The 17,995-nt window shown below is 64.5% G+C and carries 16 protein-coding genes; 10 read left to right on the top strand and 6 right to left on the bottom strand.

The window, feature by feature from the left end:
- The first annotated feature begins 52 nt into the window (after positions 1-52).
- From mreC to AB870_RS00850, 9 genes are all read left to right on the top strand, one after another.
- On the top strand, positions 53-1,021 hold the full coding sequence (mreC, locus tag AB870_RS00890; protein ID WP_047906568.1) for a rod shape-determining protein MreC: 969 nt from the start codon (positions 53-55) through the stop codon (positions 1,019-1,021).
- 9 nt (positions 1,022-1,030) lie between these two features.
- Positions 1,031-1,543 (top strand): rod shape-determining protein MreD, encoded by a 513-nt coding sequence (gene mreD, locus AB870_RS00885; protein WP_010805639.1) that lies wholly within the window; start codon positions 1,031-1,033, stop codon positions 1,541-1,543.
- Between the two features lie 42 nt (positions 1,544-1,585).
- Complete coding sequence (mrdA, locus tag AB870_RS00880; RefSeq protein ID WP_084663196.1) at positions 1,586-3,856, top strand: penicillin-binding protein 2; 2,271 nt, start codon at positions 1,586-1,588, stop codon at positions 3,854-3,856.
- Positions 3,856-5,004, top strand: coding sequence for a rod shape-determining protein RodA (gene rodA / locus AB870_RS00875; RefSeq protein WP_047908638.1), 1,149 nt, complete (start codon positions 3,856-3,858; stop codon positions 5,002-5,004). Before mrdA ends, rodA begins: the two co-directional genes overlap by 1 nt.
- 350 nt (positions 5,005-5,354) lie before the next feature.
- Complete coding sequence (locus tag AB870_RS00870; RefSeq protein ID WP_071386821.1) at positions 5,355-6,155, top strand: hypothetical protein; 801 nt, start codon at positions 5,355-5,357, stop codon at positions 6,153-6,155.
- A gap of 297 nt (positions 6,156-6,452) precedes the next feature.
- The gene (locus tag AB870_RS00865) at positions 6,453-7,757 is read left to right on the top strand and encodes a protein-tyrosine phosphatase family protein (protein ID WP_047906566.1); all 1,305 of its coding nucleotides are present in this window, start codon (positions 6,453-6,455) and stop codon (positions 7,755-7,757) included.
- Positions 7,758-7,845: 88 nt separating this feature from the next.
- On the top strand, positions 7,846-8,826 hold the full coding sequence (locus AB870_RS26720; protein WP_047906565.1) for a hypothetical protein: 981 nt from the start codon (positions 7,846-7,848) through the stop codon (positions 8,824-8,826).
- Positions 8,789-9,172 (top strand): CesT family type III secretion system chaperone, encoded by a 384-nt coding sequence (locus tag AB870_RS00855; protein WP_167362663.1) that lies wholly within the window; start codon positions 8,789-8,791, stop codon positions 9,170-9,172. Before AB870_RS26720 ends, AB870_RS00855 begins: the two co-directional genes overlap by 38 nt.
- An 80-nt stretch (positions 9,173-9,252) precedes the next feature.
- Entirely contained in the window at positions 9,253-9,768 is a 516-nt protein-coding gene (locus tag AB870_RS00850) for a hypothetical protein (RefSeq protein WP_071386820.1), read from the top strand.
- Positions 9,769-9,942: 174 nt separating this feature from the next.
- Here the strand turns inward: AB870_RS00850 and AB870_RS00845 are convergent, their stop codons facing one another.
- From AB870_RS00845 to AB870_RS00835, 3 genes are read right to left on the bottom strand one after another with little or no spacing between them, the layout of a single operon-like run.
- Entirely contained in the window at positions 9,943-12,318 is a 2,376-nt protein-coding gene (locus tag AB870_RS00845) for a hypothetical protein (protein WP_047906562.1), read from the bottom strand.
- Between the two features lie 16 nt (positions 12,319-12,334).
- On the bottom strand, positions 12,335-12,679 hold the full coding sequence (locus tag AB870_RS00840; protein WP_047906561.1) for a hypothetical protein: 345 nt from the start codon (positions 12,677-12,679) through the stop codon (positions 12,335-12,337).
- Complete coding sequence (locus AB870_RS00835; RefSeq protein WP_071386819.1) at positions 12,676-13,002, bottom strand: hypothetical protein; 327 nt, start codon at positions 13,000-13,002, stop codon at positions 12,676-12,678. Before AB870_RS00835 ends, AB870_RS00840 begins: the two co-directional genes overlap by 4 nt.
- A gap of 472 nt (positions 13,003-13,474) precedes the next feature.
- Here AB870_RS00835 and AB870_RS00830 point away from each other — a divergent pair, with 472 nt between their 5' ends.
- Positions 13,475-15,133 carry a winged helix-turn-helix domain-containing protein gene (locus tag AB870_RS00830; RefSeq protein WP_053059517.1) on the top strand — a complete coding sequence of 553 codons (1,659 nt, stop codon included), beginning with the start codon at positions 13,475-13,477 and terminating at the stop codon, positions 15,131-15,133.
- 56 nt (positions 15,134-15,189) lie between these two features.
- Here AB870_RS00830 and AB870_RS00825 read toward each other — a convergent pair whose 3' ends face one another.
- Genes AB870_RS00825 through AB870_RS00815 form a run of 3 tightly spaced genes read right to left on the bottom strand, consistent with a single transcriptional unit; the run spans position 15,190 to position 17,985 of the window.
- The gene (locus tag AB870_RS00825; protein WP_047906559.1) at positions 15,190-15,723 is read right to left on the bottom strand and encodes a hypothetical protein; all 534 of its coding nucleotides are present in this window, start codon (positions 15,721-15,723) and stop codon (positions 15,190-15,192) included.
- On the bottom strand, positions 15,723-16,883 hold the full coding sequence (locus tag AB870_RS00820; protein ID WP_047906558.1) for an IpaD/SipD/SspD family type III secretion system needle tip protein: 1,161 nt from the start codon (positions 16,881-16,883) through the stop codon (positions 15,723-15,725). Before AB870_RS00820 ends, AB870_RS00825 begins: the two co-directional genes overlap by 1 nt.
- Before the next feature lie 28 nt (positions 16,884-16,911).
- Positions 16,912-17,985 carry an IpaC/SipC family type III secretion system effector gene (locus AB870_RS00815; RefSeq protein ID WP_047906557.1) on the bottom strand — a complete coding sequence of 358 codons (1,074 nt, stop codon included), beginning with the start codon at positions 17,983-17,985 and terminating at the stop codon, positions 16,912-16,914.
- Positions 17,986-17,995 lie beyond the last annotated feature (10 nt).

Here is a 17,995-nt window from a genome sequence, read left to right as displayed (position 1 = left end):
CGACTCGCGCACCGCAGCATCTCGCTGCGCGTGCTTCCCTGAAGGGCCCACCATGCAGTACAGTCCGCCGCCACTGTTCAAACAGGGACCGTCGGCGTTGGCCCGGCTGATCTGTTTCGTCGCGCTCGCCATCGGCCTGCTCGTGGTCGACTCGCACTACAACACGCTGGAGCGGGTGCGAGCCGTCGTCGGCACCGCCCTCTATCCCGTGCAGCGCATGATGCTGTTGCCTCGCGACGCCATTCTCGGCGTGGCGAGATTCTTCTCGACCGAATCGCAACTCACGACCGAAAACGGCACGCTGCGCGAGCGTAATCTCGAACTGTCCGTCCAGGCTCAGCGCAACAACCAGCTCGTCGCCGAGAACGAACATCTGCGCCAGTTGCTCGCCCTGCGCGAGCGCATGCCGGTGCCGAGCATTCCCGCGGAAATCGAATACGATACGCGCGATCCGTTCACGCAGCGCGTGGTCATCGATCGCGGCACGAAACACGGTGTCAAACTCGGCGCCCCCGTCGTCACCGAGCAAGGGTTGCTCGGGCAGGTTTCGCGCGTGTTCCTGCTGCAAAGCGAAGTGACGCTGCTCACCGACAAGGAACAGGCCGTGCCGGTACAAGTGATCCGCAGCGGCGTGCACAGCGTCATCTACGGCGGACTGCGAGGCGACGTGCTCGACCTGCGCTTCATCCCGCTGTCCGCAGACGTCAAGGTCGGCGACGAGATCGCCACCAGCGGTCTGGACGGCGTCTACCCCGCCGGCCTGCCGGTCGCACGCATTACCAAGGTCGACCGGGTGTCGGACACCGCGTTCGCGCGCATTCTGTGTCAGCCGGTGGCCAACCTGCGCAGCCAGCGTCAGGTGCTGGTGCTGCAATACACCACACCGCTGGCGCTGCATCCGGACGCCGCCGCCGATCTCGCACGCGCCTCCGATCCGGCGGCCAGCGGCGGCAAGCCCGCACCGAAAGGCGGCACGCGCGCGGATCCGAAACTCGCGCCGGGCGCCCGCAAGGGTCATTGAGGAATTCACATGTCACGACCGCAATACATTCTGCTGCCGGTCAATCCGTACTTCATCGCGCTCAGCCTCGTGGTGGCGTTTCTGGTGAACCTGATGCCGTGGGGCCATGCGCCCGCCATGCCCGACTTCGTCGCACTGGTGCTCATGTTCTGGAACATCCACCAGCCACGCAAGGTCGGCATGGGCGTAGCGTTTCTCGTCGGGTTGCTCATGGACGTGCACAACGCCGGACTGCTGGGCGAGCACGCCCTCGCCTATACGCTGTTGTCGTATGGTGCGATCATGATCCATCGCCGCGTATTGTTCTTCACGCTGCTCGGTCAGGCGCTCACGGTGCTGCCATTGCTGCTGCTCGCGCACGTGGTGCCGTTCATCATTCGTCTGGCGACCGGCGCCGCCTTTCCGGGCTGGTGGCCGCTCGCCGCGAGCTTCGTGGAAGCGTTGCTCTGGCCGGTGATCAGTATCCTGCTGCTGGCGCCCCAGAAACGCGCCGTCGACCGCGACGATACGCGTCCGATCTGACGGGCCCTGCCCGCCAGTTCGCACCCACGAGCCCCGCCAAGCATGACCGAGTTCAAGAATCCCCAGCAACAACTACAGACGTTCCACCTGCGGGTAACGGCGGCCGCGCTTTTCGTGCTGATCTGCTTCAGCCTGCTCGCGGTGCGTTTCGTCTATCTGCAAGTCTTCCGTCATAACCAGTACGCCCTGCAAGCCGACGAGAACCGCGTGTCGCTGGCGCCGATCGTGCCCAACCGTGGCGTCATCATGGACCGCAACGGCGTGGTGCTGGCACGCAATTATTCCGCTTACACGCTGGAAATCACGCCGTCGAAGATCGGTCGTCCGCTCGAAGACCTTGTCACCGACCTGTCAGACGTGATCGAAATCACGCCGCGCGACCGCGCCCGCTTCAAGAAGCTGATGGACGACAGCAAGAGCTTCGAGAGCCTGCCGATCCGCACCCGGCTGACCGACGAGGAAGTCGCCCGCTTCACCGCGCAACGATTCCGCTTCCCTGGCGTGGACGTGCACGCGCGTCTGTTCCGGCAATACCCGCTCGGCGAGACGGCGGCGCATGTGATCGGCTACATTGGCCGGATTTCGCAACGCGACCGTCAGCGAATCGACGCGATGAGCGAAGAAAACGACAGCGACAGCGCGAAGTACGACATCCGCCGCGATGTGAACAACTACAAAGGCACCGACTACATTGGCAAGATCGGCGTGGAGCAGAGTTACGAGACGCAGCTCCACGGCATCACCGGTTTCGAGGAAATCGAAGTGACGGCCGGGGGGCGTCCGGTGCGCACGATCTCGCGCACGCCGGCGACGCCGGGCGACAATTTGGTGTTGTCCATCGACATCAAGCTCCAGCAGGTGGCCGAGCAAGCCTTTGCGGGACGCCGTGGCGCGGTCGTCGCCATCGAACCGAAAACGGGCGACGTCCTGGCCTTCGTGTCCGCGCCGAGTTTCGACCCGAACCTGTTCGTCGAAGGCATCGACCAGCAGAACTGGGACGCCCTGAACAACTCGCCCGACCGGCCGCTGCTCAATCGCCCTCTGCGCGGCACTTACCCGATCGGCTCGACGTACAAGCCGTTCATGGCGCTCGCCGCCCTCGAACTCGGCAAGCGCACGACGAACTGGGGTTTCCAGGATACGGGCTCGTTTACGCTGGGCAACCATACCTTCCGCAACGACGTGCGTAACGGTCAGGGCTGGATCGACATGTACCGCTCGATCGTGGTTTCGAACGACACGTATTACTACATGCTCGCGCACGACCTCGGCGTGAACGCCATCCACGATTTCATGGCGCCGCTCGGTTTCGGTCAGTTGACGGGCATCGACATCGAAGGCGAGGCGCGCGGCATTCTGCCGTCGACCGAATGGAAGCGCAAAGCCTACAAGAAGCCGGCGCAGCAGAAGTGGTACGACGGCGAGACGATCAGCCTGGGGATCGGTCAGGGCTACAACTCGTTCACGATCCTGCAACTCGCGCACGCAACGGCCACGCTGGCCAACAACGGCGTGGTGATGAAGCCACACCTGGTGAAGGCTGTCGAAGACCCGGTCTCGCACTCGCGCCAGCTCACCGTGCCGCACGAGAGCGCGCGTCTGCCGTACAAGCAGGCGGACATCGACTTCGTGAAACGCGCGATGGTCGGCGTCATCAAGGAAGGGACGGGGCGTCAGGCGTTCGCCGGGGCCCCGTATGAAGCAGGCGGCAAGACCGGCACGGCGCAGGTGTACTCGCTCGGCAAGAACGAAAAGTACAACCACAACGCGATTCCCGAGTTCAAGCGCGACCACGCGCTGTTCATCGCCTTCGCGCCGGCCGACGATCCGAAGATCGCGCTTGCGCTGATCGTCGAGAACGCCGGTTGGGGGGGCGCGCAGGCCGGCCCGGTCGCGCGCAGCCTGCTCGATTATTACCTCATCACCGAGCCGAAGGAGCGCGCCGCCGAAGCGGCGGCATTGCAGGCTGCGGCTTCGGGGGCGAGCGCGGCGGCGGTCTCTGCTGCGCCGGATGCGCCGCCTGCCAGCGCCGCCGAACTGGACCGCCTGGCGACGGCCACCACGGCCACGATGGCGGTCTCCCGCGTGGCTCCCGGGGCATCGGCGGCCACGGCTGTGACGGGCGCTGCACGTTCGCCGAACGGCAAGGCGTCCGCTGCCACCGCGCCGGAAACACAGAAGCCGGCGCCGCCCCCGAACAAACCGGCCATCATCAGCCCGACCGTCGCCGACGAAGCCCGCCATCGCGCCGCCATCCGTGCTCAGGAGCAGAGCACGCACAAGGCGAAGGGCGCGCAAGGAGAAACGCCATGATGGCGCTCGACAAACATACGTGGAAAGAACAGGTCAAGCGCCTGTTCGCCGCCTTCGACAAGCCGCTCGCGCTGATCGTGTTCCTGCTGCTGTGCGTGGGGCTGGTCACGCTCTACAGCGCCAGCATCGACGTGCCGGGACGCGTGGAAGACCAGATTCGCAACATCGTGCTCACGTTCGTCCTGATGTGGGTGCTGGCCATGTTGCCGACACAGACCCTGATGAAGTTCGCGGTCCCGCTCTATACGGCGGGCGTCGCGCTGCTCATTGCGGTGGCGATGTTCGGCCTGACGAAGAAGGGGGCGAAGCGGTGGCTTAACGTCGGCATGGTGATCCAGCCGTCCGAAATCATGAAGATCGCCATGCCGCTCATGCTCGCGTGGTACTTCCAGAAGCGCGAAGGCAACATTCGCTGGTTCGACTATCTGGCCGCCCTCGCCCTGCTCGGCGTACCCGTCGGTCTGATCGCGAAGCAGCCCGATCTGGGCACAGGCCTGCTCGTGGCCGCTGCCGGTCTCTACGTCATCTATCTGGCCGGCTTGTCGTGGAAGCTGATTCTTCCGGTACTGATCGCCGGGGTGGTCGGCATCGGCACGATCCTCGCACTCGAAGACAAGATCTGTCAGCCGGATGTCGAATGGCACATCCTGCACGACTACCAGAAGCACCGTGTATGCACGCTGCTCGACCCCACGTCCGACCCGCTCGGCAAGGGCTTCCACACGATCCAGTCGGTCATCGCCATCGGCTCGGGCGGCACGACCGGCAAGGGGTGGCTCAAGGGCACGCAGGCTCACCTCGAATTCATTCCGGAAAAGCACACCGACTTCATCTTCGCCGTGTTCGCGGAAGAATTCGGTCTGATCGGCGAGGGCGTGCTGATCGTGCTGTATCTGCTGCTCGTCGCACGCGGGCTGATGATCGCCGCAAGCGGTGCGACGCTGTTCGGCCGGTTGCTTGCGGGCGCCGTCACGATGATCTTCTTCACTTACGCCTTCGTGAACATGGGCATGGTGAGCGGTATTTTGCCGGTGGTCGGCGTGCCGCTACCGTTCATGAGCTACGGGGGCACCGCACTGGTGACGCTCGGCCTCGGCGTCGGCATTCTGATGAGCGTGGCGCGCGAGAAGCGGCTGATGCAGAGTTAGCCGCCGAACACACCGCTTTGCGCACGCAACGCCAGCATAACGGCAGGGCCATCGCCCTGCCGTTTTTGCATTCAGACGAGGTACTCCTCGATTTCCATGAGCGAAACATAGGATTCTGCCTAGTCTCGATCCGATACAAACGAGGCTTGATCGAAACCCGTGTGCATACGCCGAGTTTGTGGCCTCGCGCGCGAGACGTAGTCCGGCAGGCGTGATGCACGACACCGGGGAAGACGCTTCGCGATGAGCACCTGCGCTCACCCGGACGGCGTTGCTCCAGCGGTTGACCTCGATGCCGAAGGACGAGGCGCATCGGGTCCGACGGAGTCAATGGAAGGAGAATCATCGCTATGACCATGAGTATTTCATTGCAATCAGTGGCGCAAAATTCGTTCGCGACACTCGACAGGTTGCACACGCCGGAGAGCGGCGCCTACATCGAGAAGGGCCGTATCGGCATCAACGATCGCGGTCAGCTCGTCGTCTTCAAGGGAAAGGAATTCCTCTTGCACCTGCGGCAATGCCACCGCGCCGACAAGTTCATGAAGGCCAACGGCTTGTCTTCCGGGGCCAGACCGTCGCTTCTCTCGACGCTCAAATTCAAGGATCTCCGAATGGGCACGCAGGCCGTCGACACGCTCATCAAGCGAATGCGGACGTCGAACACATTGGCAGACGTCGCCGGCCGGCCTGCGGCGGAGCGTTCATCGGGTTCGCCGTACAGGAGCGTCATCGCAAAGGCGCGAACGAAATTGGGATTGTCGTCGCCGGCTTCGCAGCCGCCCGTACCGATGACAACGCGGCCACCCATGGAGATCGCCGAACTGGTAAGGTTGCGGCCCGGCAGCGCGGGCGCTGAGGCCGCGAACGTCGCGCCAACGCCCGACTCCGACACGGACTCGGGCATCCATGGCGATTTCGGACACGCGCAAGGCGGACCGGACCCAATGCCCGACGCCGTGGTGCAGCCAGCGCCGATACCGAAACCGCGAACCGTGCCGCCGCCGAAACCGCCCCGCACATTCGCGTCGGGCGCCCCGCAAGCGGCGCCCCGCACCCGCGCGCATCCGGCGTTCATCGATGATCTGACGCGTGCCGGCCCCGGCACGTCTGCGTTGATTCGTACCCTGCTGACCAATCGGGACCGTTAGGTCCCGCGTCGACGGCCGCGCGTATGGCGCGTGGCCGCTCGCGCCTTCGGTTCGTACGCCTGTACGCCTGTGCGCCTGTACGCCTGTACGCCTATGCGCGTTGGCAGCGTCGCATCGGCGCGCCGGGAGCGCCGGGAGCGCCGGGGCGCCGAAGGGCCTTCGCCCATTGCCCGGCGCCGGCGGCAGCGTCCCGTGGGGCACCCGGCGTATACGATGAGCCAAACCTGCAAGCGGCTTCCTGCCCCGGACCTGACCATTGCCTCTCGAACGTTCCGGATTCGGGAGGCATTTCAACGCATGGCATCGATCCATACCCAGATCAACGCCGCCACCATGACCAATCAGGAAGCCGAACAGCTCCATCGTCTGATCTGCCAGCACGCCGTCGATCCGGCCCGCGCGACAGTCGGTGTCACCCGCGACGGCTATCTCGTTCTGCTCATCGGATGGAGTGCCTTCCGGCACCCGCATTTGTGGCGCCGCGCGCGTGACATGGCGCTCGCGTCGCATCCGGCCTCACCGGCCCGAGGGCCGGAATCGTCGCGCCCGGGGGTTCGCTCCATGCGGCTCGACCAGCCCTTCGTCATCGTCTGGTTGCTGCGTAACGCGTCGGCAGACGTCAGGCACCGGGTCCTGCAAGGCATCCGGCGTCAACTCGACTGGCGCGGCAACCCGGAGGCGTGCGTCATCGACCTCTTCGAGCGCAGCCGGCCGCAAGACGCGCTGTGCGAACTCAAACAACGCATGGGTTCCGCGCAGAACGTCGTCGGACATTACAAGCTGATCACGGAGCGCAATGCGTCGTACCGCGATCACTACCACCGCGAATTGCCGACGAGCCGCGAGTCCAAGCTCTGGGTCGCACGCCAGACGGCCTTGCGCGGGCACGACGGCGCGCTGCTTCCTGCAAGCGTCATTCTCGTCGACCGGCAACCGCTCGCGGTGCTCTGCCAGACACCGCAAGACGGTGCCATCGAAGCCTTCCTCGCGCTGCTGATGCGGCTACGCCCTGCGGTGGTCGTGCACGTCACGCCTCAGTGCGAGCCGCACGGCGCCGAGCGGCACGATGGCGCCATCCGTCTGCGCCGGCGTCACGTCACGACCAGTACGGCCGCGACCTTCGTGACCGACTTCAGCATGTACTGCACGTCGCTTCGCTCGGCGCAGACCGAGGTCACTTTCTCGGTGCTGCATGCGCCTTACCGGCAGGCGCCGGACATCTCGTCCGACCGGCTGTACGTGACGCAGACGTTGCAGTTCATCGAGAACGCGTTGCGGCAGATGCCCCTGCCGGACGATCCGGGCGGCGTGGGCGGCGTGGGCGGCGTGGGGAGCACCGGCAACACAAACGGCGCGAGCGGTGCGGGCATGCCGCCTGCCGGATGCCCGGTCATCGTCTTCGACGACCCGGAAGGCATCGCAGGGGTACTGGTTACGGCGCTCGCCATGTCGCACGGCAACCACGAACATCTCAGCGTGGAGGAAATCGTCACTGACATCCGGTTAAGCGGCGCCCCGCAACTCGTTGGCACCAATCACCAGCTCGACGTCATCGGCGCGTTCGCAGACGACCTGCGAAAGCCGTTGCTGATGCACCGCTAGCCGTTTTTCGGGCGGGACGCGTTCGCCATGACGTCACCCGCTCGCCCATTCCCCAACACACGACGCAATCGCATATAGGAGATTTGCCATGTCGTCCCCAGTCAATGTGACGCCTGCCTTCGGACGCGCCACGACGCTGGCATCCCGGCGCTACAAGCGAGTCACCCGTGCCATGCAAACCCACGATGCCGCTCAGGAATGCGACGTCGGGACCATCGCGATGCCGGACGAGAAGTCGCCACGCGATTCGCAAACGCTCTCGCACGCGAACCGCACGCTGGCCGTGCGCCGCGAGCCGCCGCGCGCGCCCGACATCGAACGCTATTTGCGACGCTGGTTGAGCGCGCCGCCGGCCGTACTCGTCACACTGGCGTCGGACGACGAGCTGCTTGCCCGAAACGCGGCATATCCATTGCTGTCGTCACAGGGCCGTCGCTTCGGCGACATCGGCTTTACCGCTTACGTACTGACACAGAGCGAGTGCGGCTATCGCGGCACACATCTGCGCACCTGCATCGTCTCGATCACTCAGGGGGCCACTGTCGTGACCTTTCCGGCACTTCAGGCATGGGCGGACGACGGCGAGACCATCGTTCGTGCCGACGCTCTCTCGCATCTGCATCATGCCGCGGAACGCCTGAAAGCCACGTCGCCTGTGCAGTCTTTGCGACGTCAGGATTTTTACCAAACAGAAATGCTGTGCCCGCCACCGCATCCGACCGTCGTGCAATCGACACACCGCATCGCGCGGCTCGGCATGTGGCTCGCAGCCACCGCCTTGCTTGAGCGTGGCAGCACGACGCTCGAGAAAGTGCTGCGCGACATTCGTATCGGGTCGACGAAATTCGACCCGACCTTTCGTCAACATCAGGAGCTTGCTCGCCTCGCACGCGCGCGCAATCGCCGTCCGGTCGCTCGCTCGGCCGAAAACCCCGATGCGCTCGATGCGCCCGAGCCCTCGCCGGCGTCCGGTCCGCTCGACGCTCACGACAGCGAGATCGCCTCCCCTTCTCTATCGAGGACCTTCCACGATGCAAGATCTGCACACTTTTCACAACGTTGTCGGTGAGTTGCTGCACCACATCGGATTTTTCGCGTTCGACCCGGCGCCGGATCAGGAGGTCGTGAGTCTGGACGTCGAGGAGCGCATGTCAGTGCACTTCGGCGCGATCGACCACGCCTCATGGTTCATGCTGGCCGAGTTCAACGAAACGCCGTCGACCGACTCGCTGATGGCCGCGCTGTCGGCCAACCGTCTGCGCGCGAACTTCCGTCAGCCGGTGTTCTCACTCAACGACAACGGAACGCTCAACTGCTGGATGAAGATGCCTCTCGCGGGGCAGGATCGCGCCACGCTCGCCGACGCCTTCGGCGAATTGCTCGACGTCGCGCAGGCGTTGCCGTCCGCAAACTAGGACCGCGTTACGGTGCAGCAGGGATTTCAATGTCCAAGGCAATTTTTACGAATACGGTGGCGGCGCCTCCGACCCATCACATGAATTATTCAGAACACACCAATATCGCGCAGGCGAAGCCCAACGAGCGCGTCTCGTACGGCGGCCAGAGCATCACGCTCGTGCCGGTGGACGGCGCGAGGGTTCAGCAATTCGTTCGCGCGGACGACAGCCCCTCGCCGCGCAGACTCAAACCATGGGATAAGTTCGTCGCCCACGTTCGTGCCACGCTCGCGAGCGTGCAATTGTCCCGCTTGATCCGGACAGTGCGCAGGGATCCCGAATCCAACCGGGGCCCGCATGCCGAACGTGGCGCGTCCCCCGGAAGCCCGACGCCGGCGAGCATCGCGTATCTGGCGTCGTTCCGCTTCGAACCGGCCCATGTGACCGATGCGGCGATCGATCTGGCCAGAGCGAAAATCATGGCGATCAACGCGCGCGTAGCGGCAAACCGACCGGCTGCCGGCCCGGCCTCGTCGCCGGCGCACGCCCACATGGGCGCGCCCGCGCGCGATGCCGCCAACACCGCCACGCGCGCCGAGCGCCCCAACACCTGAATCCGCTGCCCAATGCCGTGAGAACATCCAACGCAAAATCCACGATCGGTATTCCGCCGATTCTGATTCCTCCCAAGCCGCCAAAGCCCGAGCCGGACGATGGCACAGGGAACAAGTGAGGCAAACGCGAAGGCGCGGTCACGTTGCGCGCCTTCGCGTTTCGCTCCGGATGGATCAGGCCGCCAACGCTTCCTCGACGGGAGGAGCGGGGGCTGCGGGGGCTGCGGGGGGGCCGGAAGGCGCCGGCTGCGCGCTGCGCTTTGCGCCCACCGTCGGTTGCCATTTGGCGCCGACCTCGTCCCCGTAGCCGCCTTCGACGTACGCCAGCATGAACGCCGCCATCGCGTCGTTCGTCGCCGCGCGATTACGGGGCGTCGTCTCGTCCGAGAACTGCGCCGCCGCATTCCGGAGTGCATTCAATAGCGGCCGGGTGGCGGGCACCTCGCGCACCACGCGTTCGAGGTCGGCTTCCAGCGTGCTGTGCGGCACGGCGTCGGCGATGCGGAAATACATCTCGTCGAGTTCCGCCTTGTGCAGCGTCGAAAACTCCCTCCACCAGTCTTCACCGCCAAACTGAGGATTGGCGTAGCGCATGCGCATCATGGGTGCCAGCAAATCGAGACACTCGCTGCCGATGGTCAGCTTGTCCGCCGTGTTGCTGTTCCACGCCAGCCCGGCGAGCACCGACACCGGCGTGGGCAACTTGCGATCAAATCCCAGCGTACTCGTCGTGATACCACGGACCGAGTGCATCAGCGCCACGCCGTCTTCCTTGAGTTTGAAGCGCATCGACGTCATCACCCCCGCGCTGTAGTCGAAACCGAGCGCCGCGAGCGCCGTCCGAATCTCAGCGACACCCCATTGGCCGCCGGCCGAGACGCCCACGGCGTCGAGCGCACCCGCCACCGCACCGGCCACCGCGACAATGCCGGCGACCTCCACGTTAAGAAAATGGCCACGGTAGTACGGATCTTCGTCTTCCGTCACGTGTTCGTAGGTCACCGTGGCATTGACGCCGTTCGGAAACACCAGCGGCACCCCGGCGACCGCGGCAAGTTCCGCCTCCCATTTGGTCTGACGGCAACTCAGTTCGTGCGTGGCGAGCGATTGAGGACGAAGAATGCGTTCGCGATCGCGAAAGAGGTCCATCAGGACCGCTTCGATCTCGGGATGCAGATCGCCGTCGAGTTTGAGCAGCGCGAACTGTTCGAGCAGAAACTGGGCGCGTTCTTCCATATCCCTGAGCGCGTTACCCCGCTTCTTCGCCATCAGTTCGGCCGTGATTTCGGCGCTCGACGTCTTGAGGTGCGAGCGTATCGCCTCCAGAAGGGTGAGCGGGCTGCACACGAGCGGCTTGTCGGCGAGCAACTGCCGCGCCCACGCCGGACGCATATCGGCGATCGTCAGAATGTCGTGACGCGCGCGCTTGACCGTGACCATCCTGCGCCCGGCAGCGCTGACGCCGGCCGTCACGCCGAAGTCTGCGGCGGCCTTGCCCTTCACTTCGCCGGCCAGCGTGTCGTGCCGCTCGACCGGTCGCGTCGTCGGCCCGTGCCGCTGAATATCGATGCTCATGCCGCAGAGTTCGACCAGGTGATCTTCGAGGCAATCGCGGCTGAAATCGGCGCGGGCACGACCGGACTCGTAAGACGACGAGATCATGAACAGATGCCGGATCCTGGCAATGAGCGCGACAGGCCCGTGCCGAATCCACGTCCTGTATTTGTGACTCTCGCTGGCCACGTAGTCCGAAAGCGAACCGTAGATCTCGGCGCGCGAAGACGATGCACTGAGCGACAACTCCGTCTCGATGAAGTCGATGACATCCGCCCCGGCAGACAGGGTGAGTTTCTTTCCCGTGGCATCGACCAGCCATTCGGTCGGCGTGATCGACAAATTCGAATCGTGCGTCACACTGGCGTTCACCCCCACGCCGGGGACCACGTCGACGCCCGCGCCGCCTTTGACCCTGAACGCGGTCGTCGCCCCCGGCTTCATGTCCGCCAGCCGGTCCGAGAGCGCGCGATCGAGTTTGCGCTTGATACATTCGTCGGCGCTGGCCTTGAACTGCCACTCCAGACCGAGTGCCGTGTCCACGGCACGCCGGAAATTCTTGACGTTCTCACCGTCCTTCCTTTCGTGATGCTTCAATCCCCGCGCCAGCTTGCCGAACAGGTTTTTCGCCTGCATCAGGTCGTCGCGGCCCGTCACGGTGCGGCCGGGCCGCTCCAGAAAGCGCTCGACGTCCCGTTTCAGATCGTTGTACTTCCTCCCCTTGTCGGGCAGCCCCAACGCCGTGCGGCTTTCCTGAAAGACGTTCCACAACGCGGCCACGGCCGTGCGCGTATCGCGTTGCGACAGCGGCGGGATGACGGCGTCGCGCCGGGTTCGCGTGGCGCTCAGGTCGTCGCTGTCGCAGTTGCCCTGAAACAGGCTGTCGTCGTTGCCGATGCGCGCATCGCGTTCGTTTTGCGAAATATCGACCGGCGTCGATGCAGCCATCGCGCGCGTGTTCTGTACGCCAGGCCCCAACTGAGTCACTTCTGCCATAGGATTTTCTCCCCCATTAGATTTTCGGCAATACGCCACTGCCTGCGTGATGCAGGAACATTTCCACACAGGCCACGATGTCGCCGCGCGTGCCCCGCACGGCGCTTCCGTACATCAGCAACACCCGTCGCGATTCGAACAGTGCCGGACTGCACATCCAGAATTCGCACACCGGCGTTCGTTCGCCGAAATGCACGTCGGCCAGCATCGCACCGGCGCTCGAGACGATGAACGTCAGATGGCCATCCGAGTATTCGAGCAGCCAGAACGGGACGGACCCCGGTGCGCAGCGCGCCTGCACGAACGCGCCCACCGTCCGGGGAAGCGCCGCGCCGAGCAGGTCGAGGATGGCGTGGCTCATGACGGTATCACCGCCCGCTTGATGCGCTCCGAGACGACGAGAAAATCCCTCACCGCCGTCATGCACGCCTCGAAGGACTCCCACGGCGCGACGTAGCGATGCAGCACCAGCACGCCGCGCCGCACACCGAACGCGAATCCCTGCCGGCAAAGCGAGAGATTCATCGCCAGGGCGCGAGCGGCGGCGTCCTCGCCGGCATCGGCCATGCGGCGCTCGATATGGGTGCCCACCGTCTGACGGATTACGCATGTGTCCAGGTCGCGCGCTTCGAAGAAGACCATTTCGCGACGCAGCGTTGCGTCGATTTCCCAACGCTCGCGCATCGCCGCGCAAATCCGTGCTAGCGATGTCTGCGCCGGCGCCGCGTGCGCCGCGCCGGCCAACGGGCGCGAAGCCGCGTGTCTGCGAAGCGCTGACGACGAAATCGACCTGCCACATTCGGGGGCTCCGTCCATGATTTCTTATAGGTTGTGGGCGTTCAGGAACATGTCTTGCTTGCGGCCATCATCCCGGTCTTGGCCCGCGAGTGCATTTCATCTTTCGCCCACGTACGGGATAGCGATGGGAGGCACCGGCCCAAATTCACAGGGAATCGGCCCAATTGTTTATGTTCATCCCCCCGGAAACGTTAGTTCCTCGCATAGTCTCCTCGCTTTGAGGAACATGATTTCGCCGGTGCCCCCGCGGCGATGATTCAGCGCACGTATGTCTCACACGTCTTCCGCTTGCGACGGGGCAAGCCGGCAGTCGTCGTCGCTCGCGTCGAGCAGGGCTTGCTGGCAGGAGACTCGGCACGTGAATCAGATCAGCTCGCCGCAGAACGGAAAAATCTATCTGTTCGACGATTTTTCGTTGGACGCGAACGGGGTACTCAAGCAGGGAGACCGGCAGATCAGTCTGCCGCCGAAGGAAGTGGCGGTATTGCGCACGTTGCTCGAAGCGGCGGGTGAGAACGTCAGCAAGGACAAGCTGCTCTCGCTTGTGTGGCCGCATCAGGATGTGAGCGAAGAATCCCTCACGCGGTGCATCTATGCGATACGGCGCGTGCTGCGGGAAAAGAAGTCCGACCGCATCGTGGAGACGGTGTACGGCACCGGCTACCGGATTCGCCGCTCGGTGGCCATCGTGTCGGGGGCCGCGCGCGCGGCGGCGTTATGTACGCTCGCGATCATGCCGTTTCGCCTGCCGAGTGCAGCGCAAACGCTCATGCTGCACGACCGGCTGGTGACGCGATTCTTCGAATACACCGCTTACGGGCTGCGCGTGCTGCCGGCGTCGATCACCCGCACCGTGCTCGAATGCCACGACATTGCCACCTTCGTCGAACGTTTCGCGCCCGACTTCTACGTGACGGGCCACGCCATCGAACCCGACCGGCTGCGCATCGAACTGGTCAGCTCGGAAGGTCACCAGTTGATCTTCAGCGAGGACTTTGTCCTGAGCGATACCGACAACACGCTGCCGATCGAGATCCGCATCACCGACATCGTCACAAAGCATGTGCCGGGACTCACGGCGTCCGTGCATCTCTCGCATTCGTTCGACTCTTTCGACTCCGCCACCACGTTCCTGCACGCACGCTTCAAACTTCAGCAGCACACGCCGTCGAGTCTGCGGCAGTCGTTGCAACTGTTTCACCAATGCGCGGGCGAAGGGGCATCGCGTACCGCGCCATATTGCGGTCAGGCCGAATGCTATCTGGCACTCGCGCACCTCGGCCTGTTCGATCAGAAAGCGGCGTTGCACGGCGCACGCGCCGCCGTCGAGGCCGCCCTTGCACTCGCACCGCGCGACCCGCATGCCGTGAGTCTGCTGGCGATTCTGCACAGCATGAAGTTCGAATCCAGCGTGGCGAACATCCTCTTCGACCGGGCGCTCTGGTCGGCGCCGTCCAACCCCTACGTGCGCTATCACCACGCCTGGCACTGCATTCTCAAAGGCGAAGCCAAGGCGGCCGAGATGGCGCTCGATATTGCGCTGGAACACGATCCGAGCTTCATCGCGGCGGCCATTCTCAAGACGTGGGCGATCTTCCACGACCGCCGTACCGACGAGGCCATCGCCGTGGCACGCGAGAACCTGCAACGGCTCGGCCAGCATCATCCCGTACTCACCAGCGCGTTGGCGATCATGCTGTCGTATCAATGTCGTCATGAGCAAGCCGAAGCCCTCGTGCGCGCCGTACGCGAGACGGGTGACGATGCCGGTCTGTTGCGGGTCAACCGTCATTACGTGGAACTCGCGCGCGGCGGCATGCCCGCCCGGCGTGCGGCCGAACAATTGCTCGCGGAGATCGACTGCCGTCAGGTGCGCGCCGGTCTGCTGCCGCTGATTCTGCATACGCACGGCATCTGCGCGGCACGCGACGCCTGGCGGCGCATGCGCTCCGACTGGTATCCGTGGCAGCGGCTGTATCGTCACGATCCGCGTCTGGAAGTGTTGTTCTCCATTTGAGCGCCTCAAAAAAAACCCCGCCTGATCTGGCGGGGCACGAAGTCCGGATGTGGGCGTTATTGCAGAACGGACGATGCGGGAGGCTGCGTTCGCGAGAACAGGCCGAGTCCCGCGAGCATCGCGGCGACCAACGGGTTTCGACGTATTTCGTGCGCTGGCGGGAAGTCGCGCAGGAATAGCTGCGAGGCGAATCGGCGCAGCGCCTCGCGTTGCGGATGATCGGCCAATAACGTGATGAGCAACCCCAGCGCATCGCCCAGCGGCTTCGCCTGTCCGGTGGCGAAGCGCTCCAGAATCGCCCGCTGGCGCATGGCGTCGCGCGGCAAGATGGCATCGCGCACCGCATTGCACTGGCGTCGCAGCGCGATGTCCTGGAGTGCGGACGGATCGAAGGCGTCGCGCAACACCATGAGCAACGCCACCCCGAGTGCCCGCGCATCGCCCGTCGACAGCAGCGCGGACAGATACGCCTGCGACGGCAGATTGCGCAGCGGTCCGGGGCGAAAACGCGCGCAGGGCAACATGTCCGGCGTCAGACGGGGCGCCGCGCGCGAGCGCGCAGCGAGGTAAAGAATGCCTTCCGTGCGCATTACCGGAAAAATCCTTTGTTCGATTCGCTCATCGCGAGAATGGCGCCACTGAGCAACTTCACCAAATTCTCGTTGGTCGCGTTCGCCGTGGCGTAACGCTGGGACAACCCCTGCACCTGCGTCTTGACGACACTCTCCTGCCCCGTGAAACCGGTGCGCCAGATTTCCAGTTCCTGTGTGGTCATCCGCTTCTTCCCGTTACCGTCGCCCTGAGGCAGCGTGTTGATCATCGTCTCGATGGTGCTGAGGTCGACGACCACGACGAACTTGCCGCTTCCCTCGGGTTGCTCCTTCACGCTGCCCTCGGGAAGGCCGAGTTCCTTCGCCCATTTTTCGGCGTCTTCCTTGGCGCCCCCTTCGATGGGGCCGTCGCCCGGCGTTTGTGTCGGCCACAACACACCTTCCTTGCCCGGCAGCTTGTATTTGTTTAACAGTGGCTGAAGCGCTTCCTTCAGTTTGCCGACATCCAGATCGACTTCCTTGCCGTCATTCTGGTTCTCGATCCAGCCCGATAACTTCGACATGATGTCGGCGAGCGCCTTGCTGAACTCTAGATACTTCTTGGCGGCTTCCGAAAATATCTTGAGGAAAAACTCCTTCATGTGACCGATGACCGCGATGAGCTTGTCCCATATCTCTCCGTCGGTGGGCACCTTGTCATCGCCCTCCTTGCCGGTATCGGTCTGCGGCGCTGCGTCGGGATTGCCGGCATCTACCTTCGGCGCGTCATCCATCTGGCGGATGCCGGGGTCGTCAGGTAACGCACCGGGCTTGCGCTCGGGAGACTCCCGCAGGAACTCGGCGATTTGCTCGCGAAGCGCGCCCGGTATCGGCACGTCGCTGCTCGCGAGGCCCTTCAGACGCGCGCCGAGATCGAGTGCCGCAAGACGTGCATCGTCCAGCGTTTCGTCAAGCGCATCGACAGACGCCTTGCCCGATTGGACGTCGAGCATCCTGTCGTCGATGCTTCGCAGCGCTCCGCGCAGCTTGTCTGCGCCCTGCACGGCACCGGCGAGCAACACCGAGGCCGGCGACAGATCGTCGCCCGGTTGCCGGCCCGGCACACGGTTTTCCTTGACGCCTTCGGCCTTCACGTCCGAGGCGCCTACGTCCCGAAACATGAGCCAGGGCGCGCTGCGTTCGTTCACGCTTTCCATCATCTATCCCTCCTCTCGGAAATACGGGCGCTTATCCGCGCAAATTGCCCGCAATGGCCGAAGCCGCACCCGCCTTGGCTTGCGAGACGGCGTCGATCGCCTTGAGCATTTCGGTGACGAGACCGAGGTCCTTGTTCGCCTGATCCTGCGCGTTGGTGGTGCCGTCCCGGCTCAGTTGCGCGCCGCTGTCGGCCAGCTTCTGCTGCTGATTTTCGAGCGCGGCGGAATACTGGGAGGCGCCGTTGAGCATGCCCGCGGCGGGGGCCGCCATCATCGAGAACGCCGCGCCCTGCGCGCCGTCGCCTCGCGCACTCAGGTTCAATGCCTCGGCGCTCGGACCGTCCGGTACCGGCGCGGGCGACGGGTCGGCCGCCACCGGCGGCGGCGTCACGTCAGGGGCATCGTCGGGCGCGTTCGGGCGCGGCGGCGCCGCATCGAGCGTTCCGTCCGGGTCGACACCCGGCACTTGCGCGCCGGACAACCGGCCGTCCGGCGCATTTGCCGTTGGCGGCGCGCCGCTCACCTGCGCGCCTTGCGGTGCCGCCACGGGGGCCTCCGGCTTCGGCGCCCGCATCTTCAGCGCATTACGCTCCTTCGAAATCCCGGACAGGCTCTTGAATGCCCCCATGCCCCCCAACATGCCTTGCGCGAGTCCCGAGGAAATCCCGCCCCACATGTAGGCCTTGCCTGCCTCTTTGGTCGCCTCTCCCGCCGCGACCACCGACTGGAAATTCACCTGCGCCATCTTGTTGCGTATCTCGAGGCCGTTCTGGAACGCCTTCTGAAAGTAGTCGAAGAATTTGCCGATGAGCACGGCGTCGTCGGACAGCGGACTGCCATAGCCCGGGTCGTCGTCGCGCTTGCCCGGCATGTTGCCGTCCTTTTCCTGCGGCTGCTGCGCCTTTAGCCAGTCGAGCGCATCTTTCTTGCTGGCGTCCGGCGGCGGGCTTTGGAGCATCGGCCGCAGCGGGTCGTCCTCTCCGTCGTCGTCGAGCGGGGGCGTGAAAGTGTTGTAGAGGATGCCGGGCGGCGGCGCATCCTTCGGTCGACCCGGCGCGTCGGGCGTCAGTACGACAGGGGTTTGGCTAACGTCGAGAATGTTCATGGGGGGTTCC

This window comes from Pandoraea faecigallinarum, assembly GCF_001029105.3.
In the GTDB taxonomy this organism is placed as follows: Bacteria; Pseudomonadota; Gammaproteobacteria; order Burkholderiales; family Burkholderiaceae; genus Pandoraea; species Pandoraea faecigallinarum.
This window is presented reverse-complemented; position numbering and strand designations above follow the sequence as displayed.

Excerpts from the sequence above, each read along its gene's own strand:
- mreC (WP_047906568.1), top strand. The coding sequence starts at position 53 with ATGCAGTACAGTCCGCCGCCACTGTTCAAACAGGGACCGTCGGCGTTG.
- mreD (WP_010805639.1), top strand. The coding sequence starts at position 1,031 with ATGTCACGACCGCAATACATTCTGCTGCCGGTCAATCCGTACTTCATC.
- mrdA (WP_084663196.1), top strand. The coding sequence starts at position 1,586 with ATGACCGAGTTCAAGAATCCCCAGCAACAACTACAGACGTTCCACCTG.
- rodA (WP_047908638.1), top strand. The coding sequence starts at position 3,856 with ATGGCGCTCGACAAACATACGTGGAAAGAACAGGTCAAGCGCCTGTTC.
- AB870_RS00870 (WP_071386821.1), top strand. The coding sequence starts at position 5,355 with ATGACCATGAGTATTTCATTGCAATCAGTGGCGCAAAATTCGTTCGCG.
- AB870_RS00865 (WP_047906566.1), top strand. The coding sequence starts at position 6,453 with ATGGCATCGATCCATACCCAGATCAACGCCGCCACCATGACCAATCAG.
- AB870_RS26720 (WP_047906565.1), top strand. The coding sequence starts at position 7,846 with ATGTCGTCCCCAGTCAATGTGACGCCTGCCTTCGGACGCGCCACGACG.
- AB870_RS00855 (WP_167362663.1), top strand. The coding sequence starts at position 8,789 with ATGCAAGATCTGCACACTTTTCACAACGTTGTCGGTGAGTTGCTGCAC.
- AB870_RS00850 (WP_071386820.1), top strand. The coding sequence starts at position 9,253 with ATGAATTATTCAGAACACACCAATATCGCGCAGGCGAAGCCCAACGAG.
- AB870_RS00845 (WP_047906562.1), bottom strand. The coding sequence starts at position 12,318 with ATGGCAGAAGTGACTCAGTTGGGGCCTGGCGTACAGAACACGCGCGCG.
- AB870_RS00840 (WP_047906561.1), bottom strand. The coding sequence starts at position 12,679 with ATGAGCCACGCCATCCTCGACCTGCTCGGCGCGGCGCTTCCCCGGACG.
- AB870_RS00835 (WP_071386819.1), bottom strand. The coding sequence starts at position 13,002 with ATGCGCGAGCGTTGGGAAATCGACGCAACGCTGCGTCGCGAAATGGTC.
- AB870_RS00825 (WP_047906559.1), bottom strand. The coding sequence starts at position 15,723 with ATGCGCACGGAAGGCATTCTTTACCTCGCTGCGCGCTCGCGCGCGGCG.
- AB870_RS00820 (WP_047906558.1), bottom strand. The coding sequence starts at position 16,883 with ATGATGGAAAGCGTGAACGAACGCAGCGCGCCCTGGCTCATGTTTCGG.
- AB870_RS00815 (WP_047906557.1), bottom strand. The coding sequence starts at position 17,985 with ATGAACATTCTCGACGTTAGCCAAACCCCTGTCGTACTGACGCCCGAC.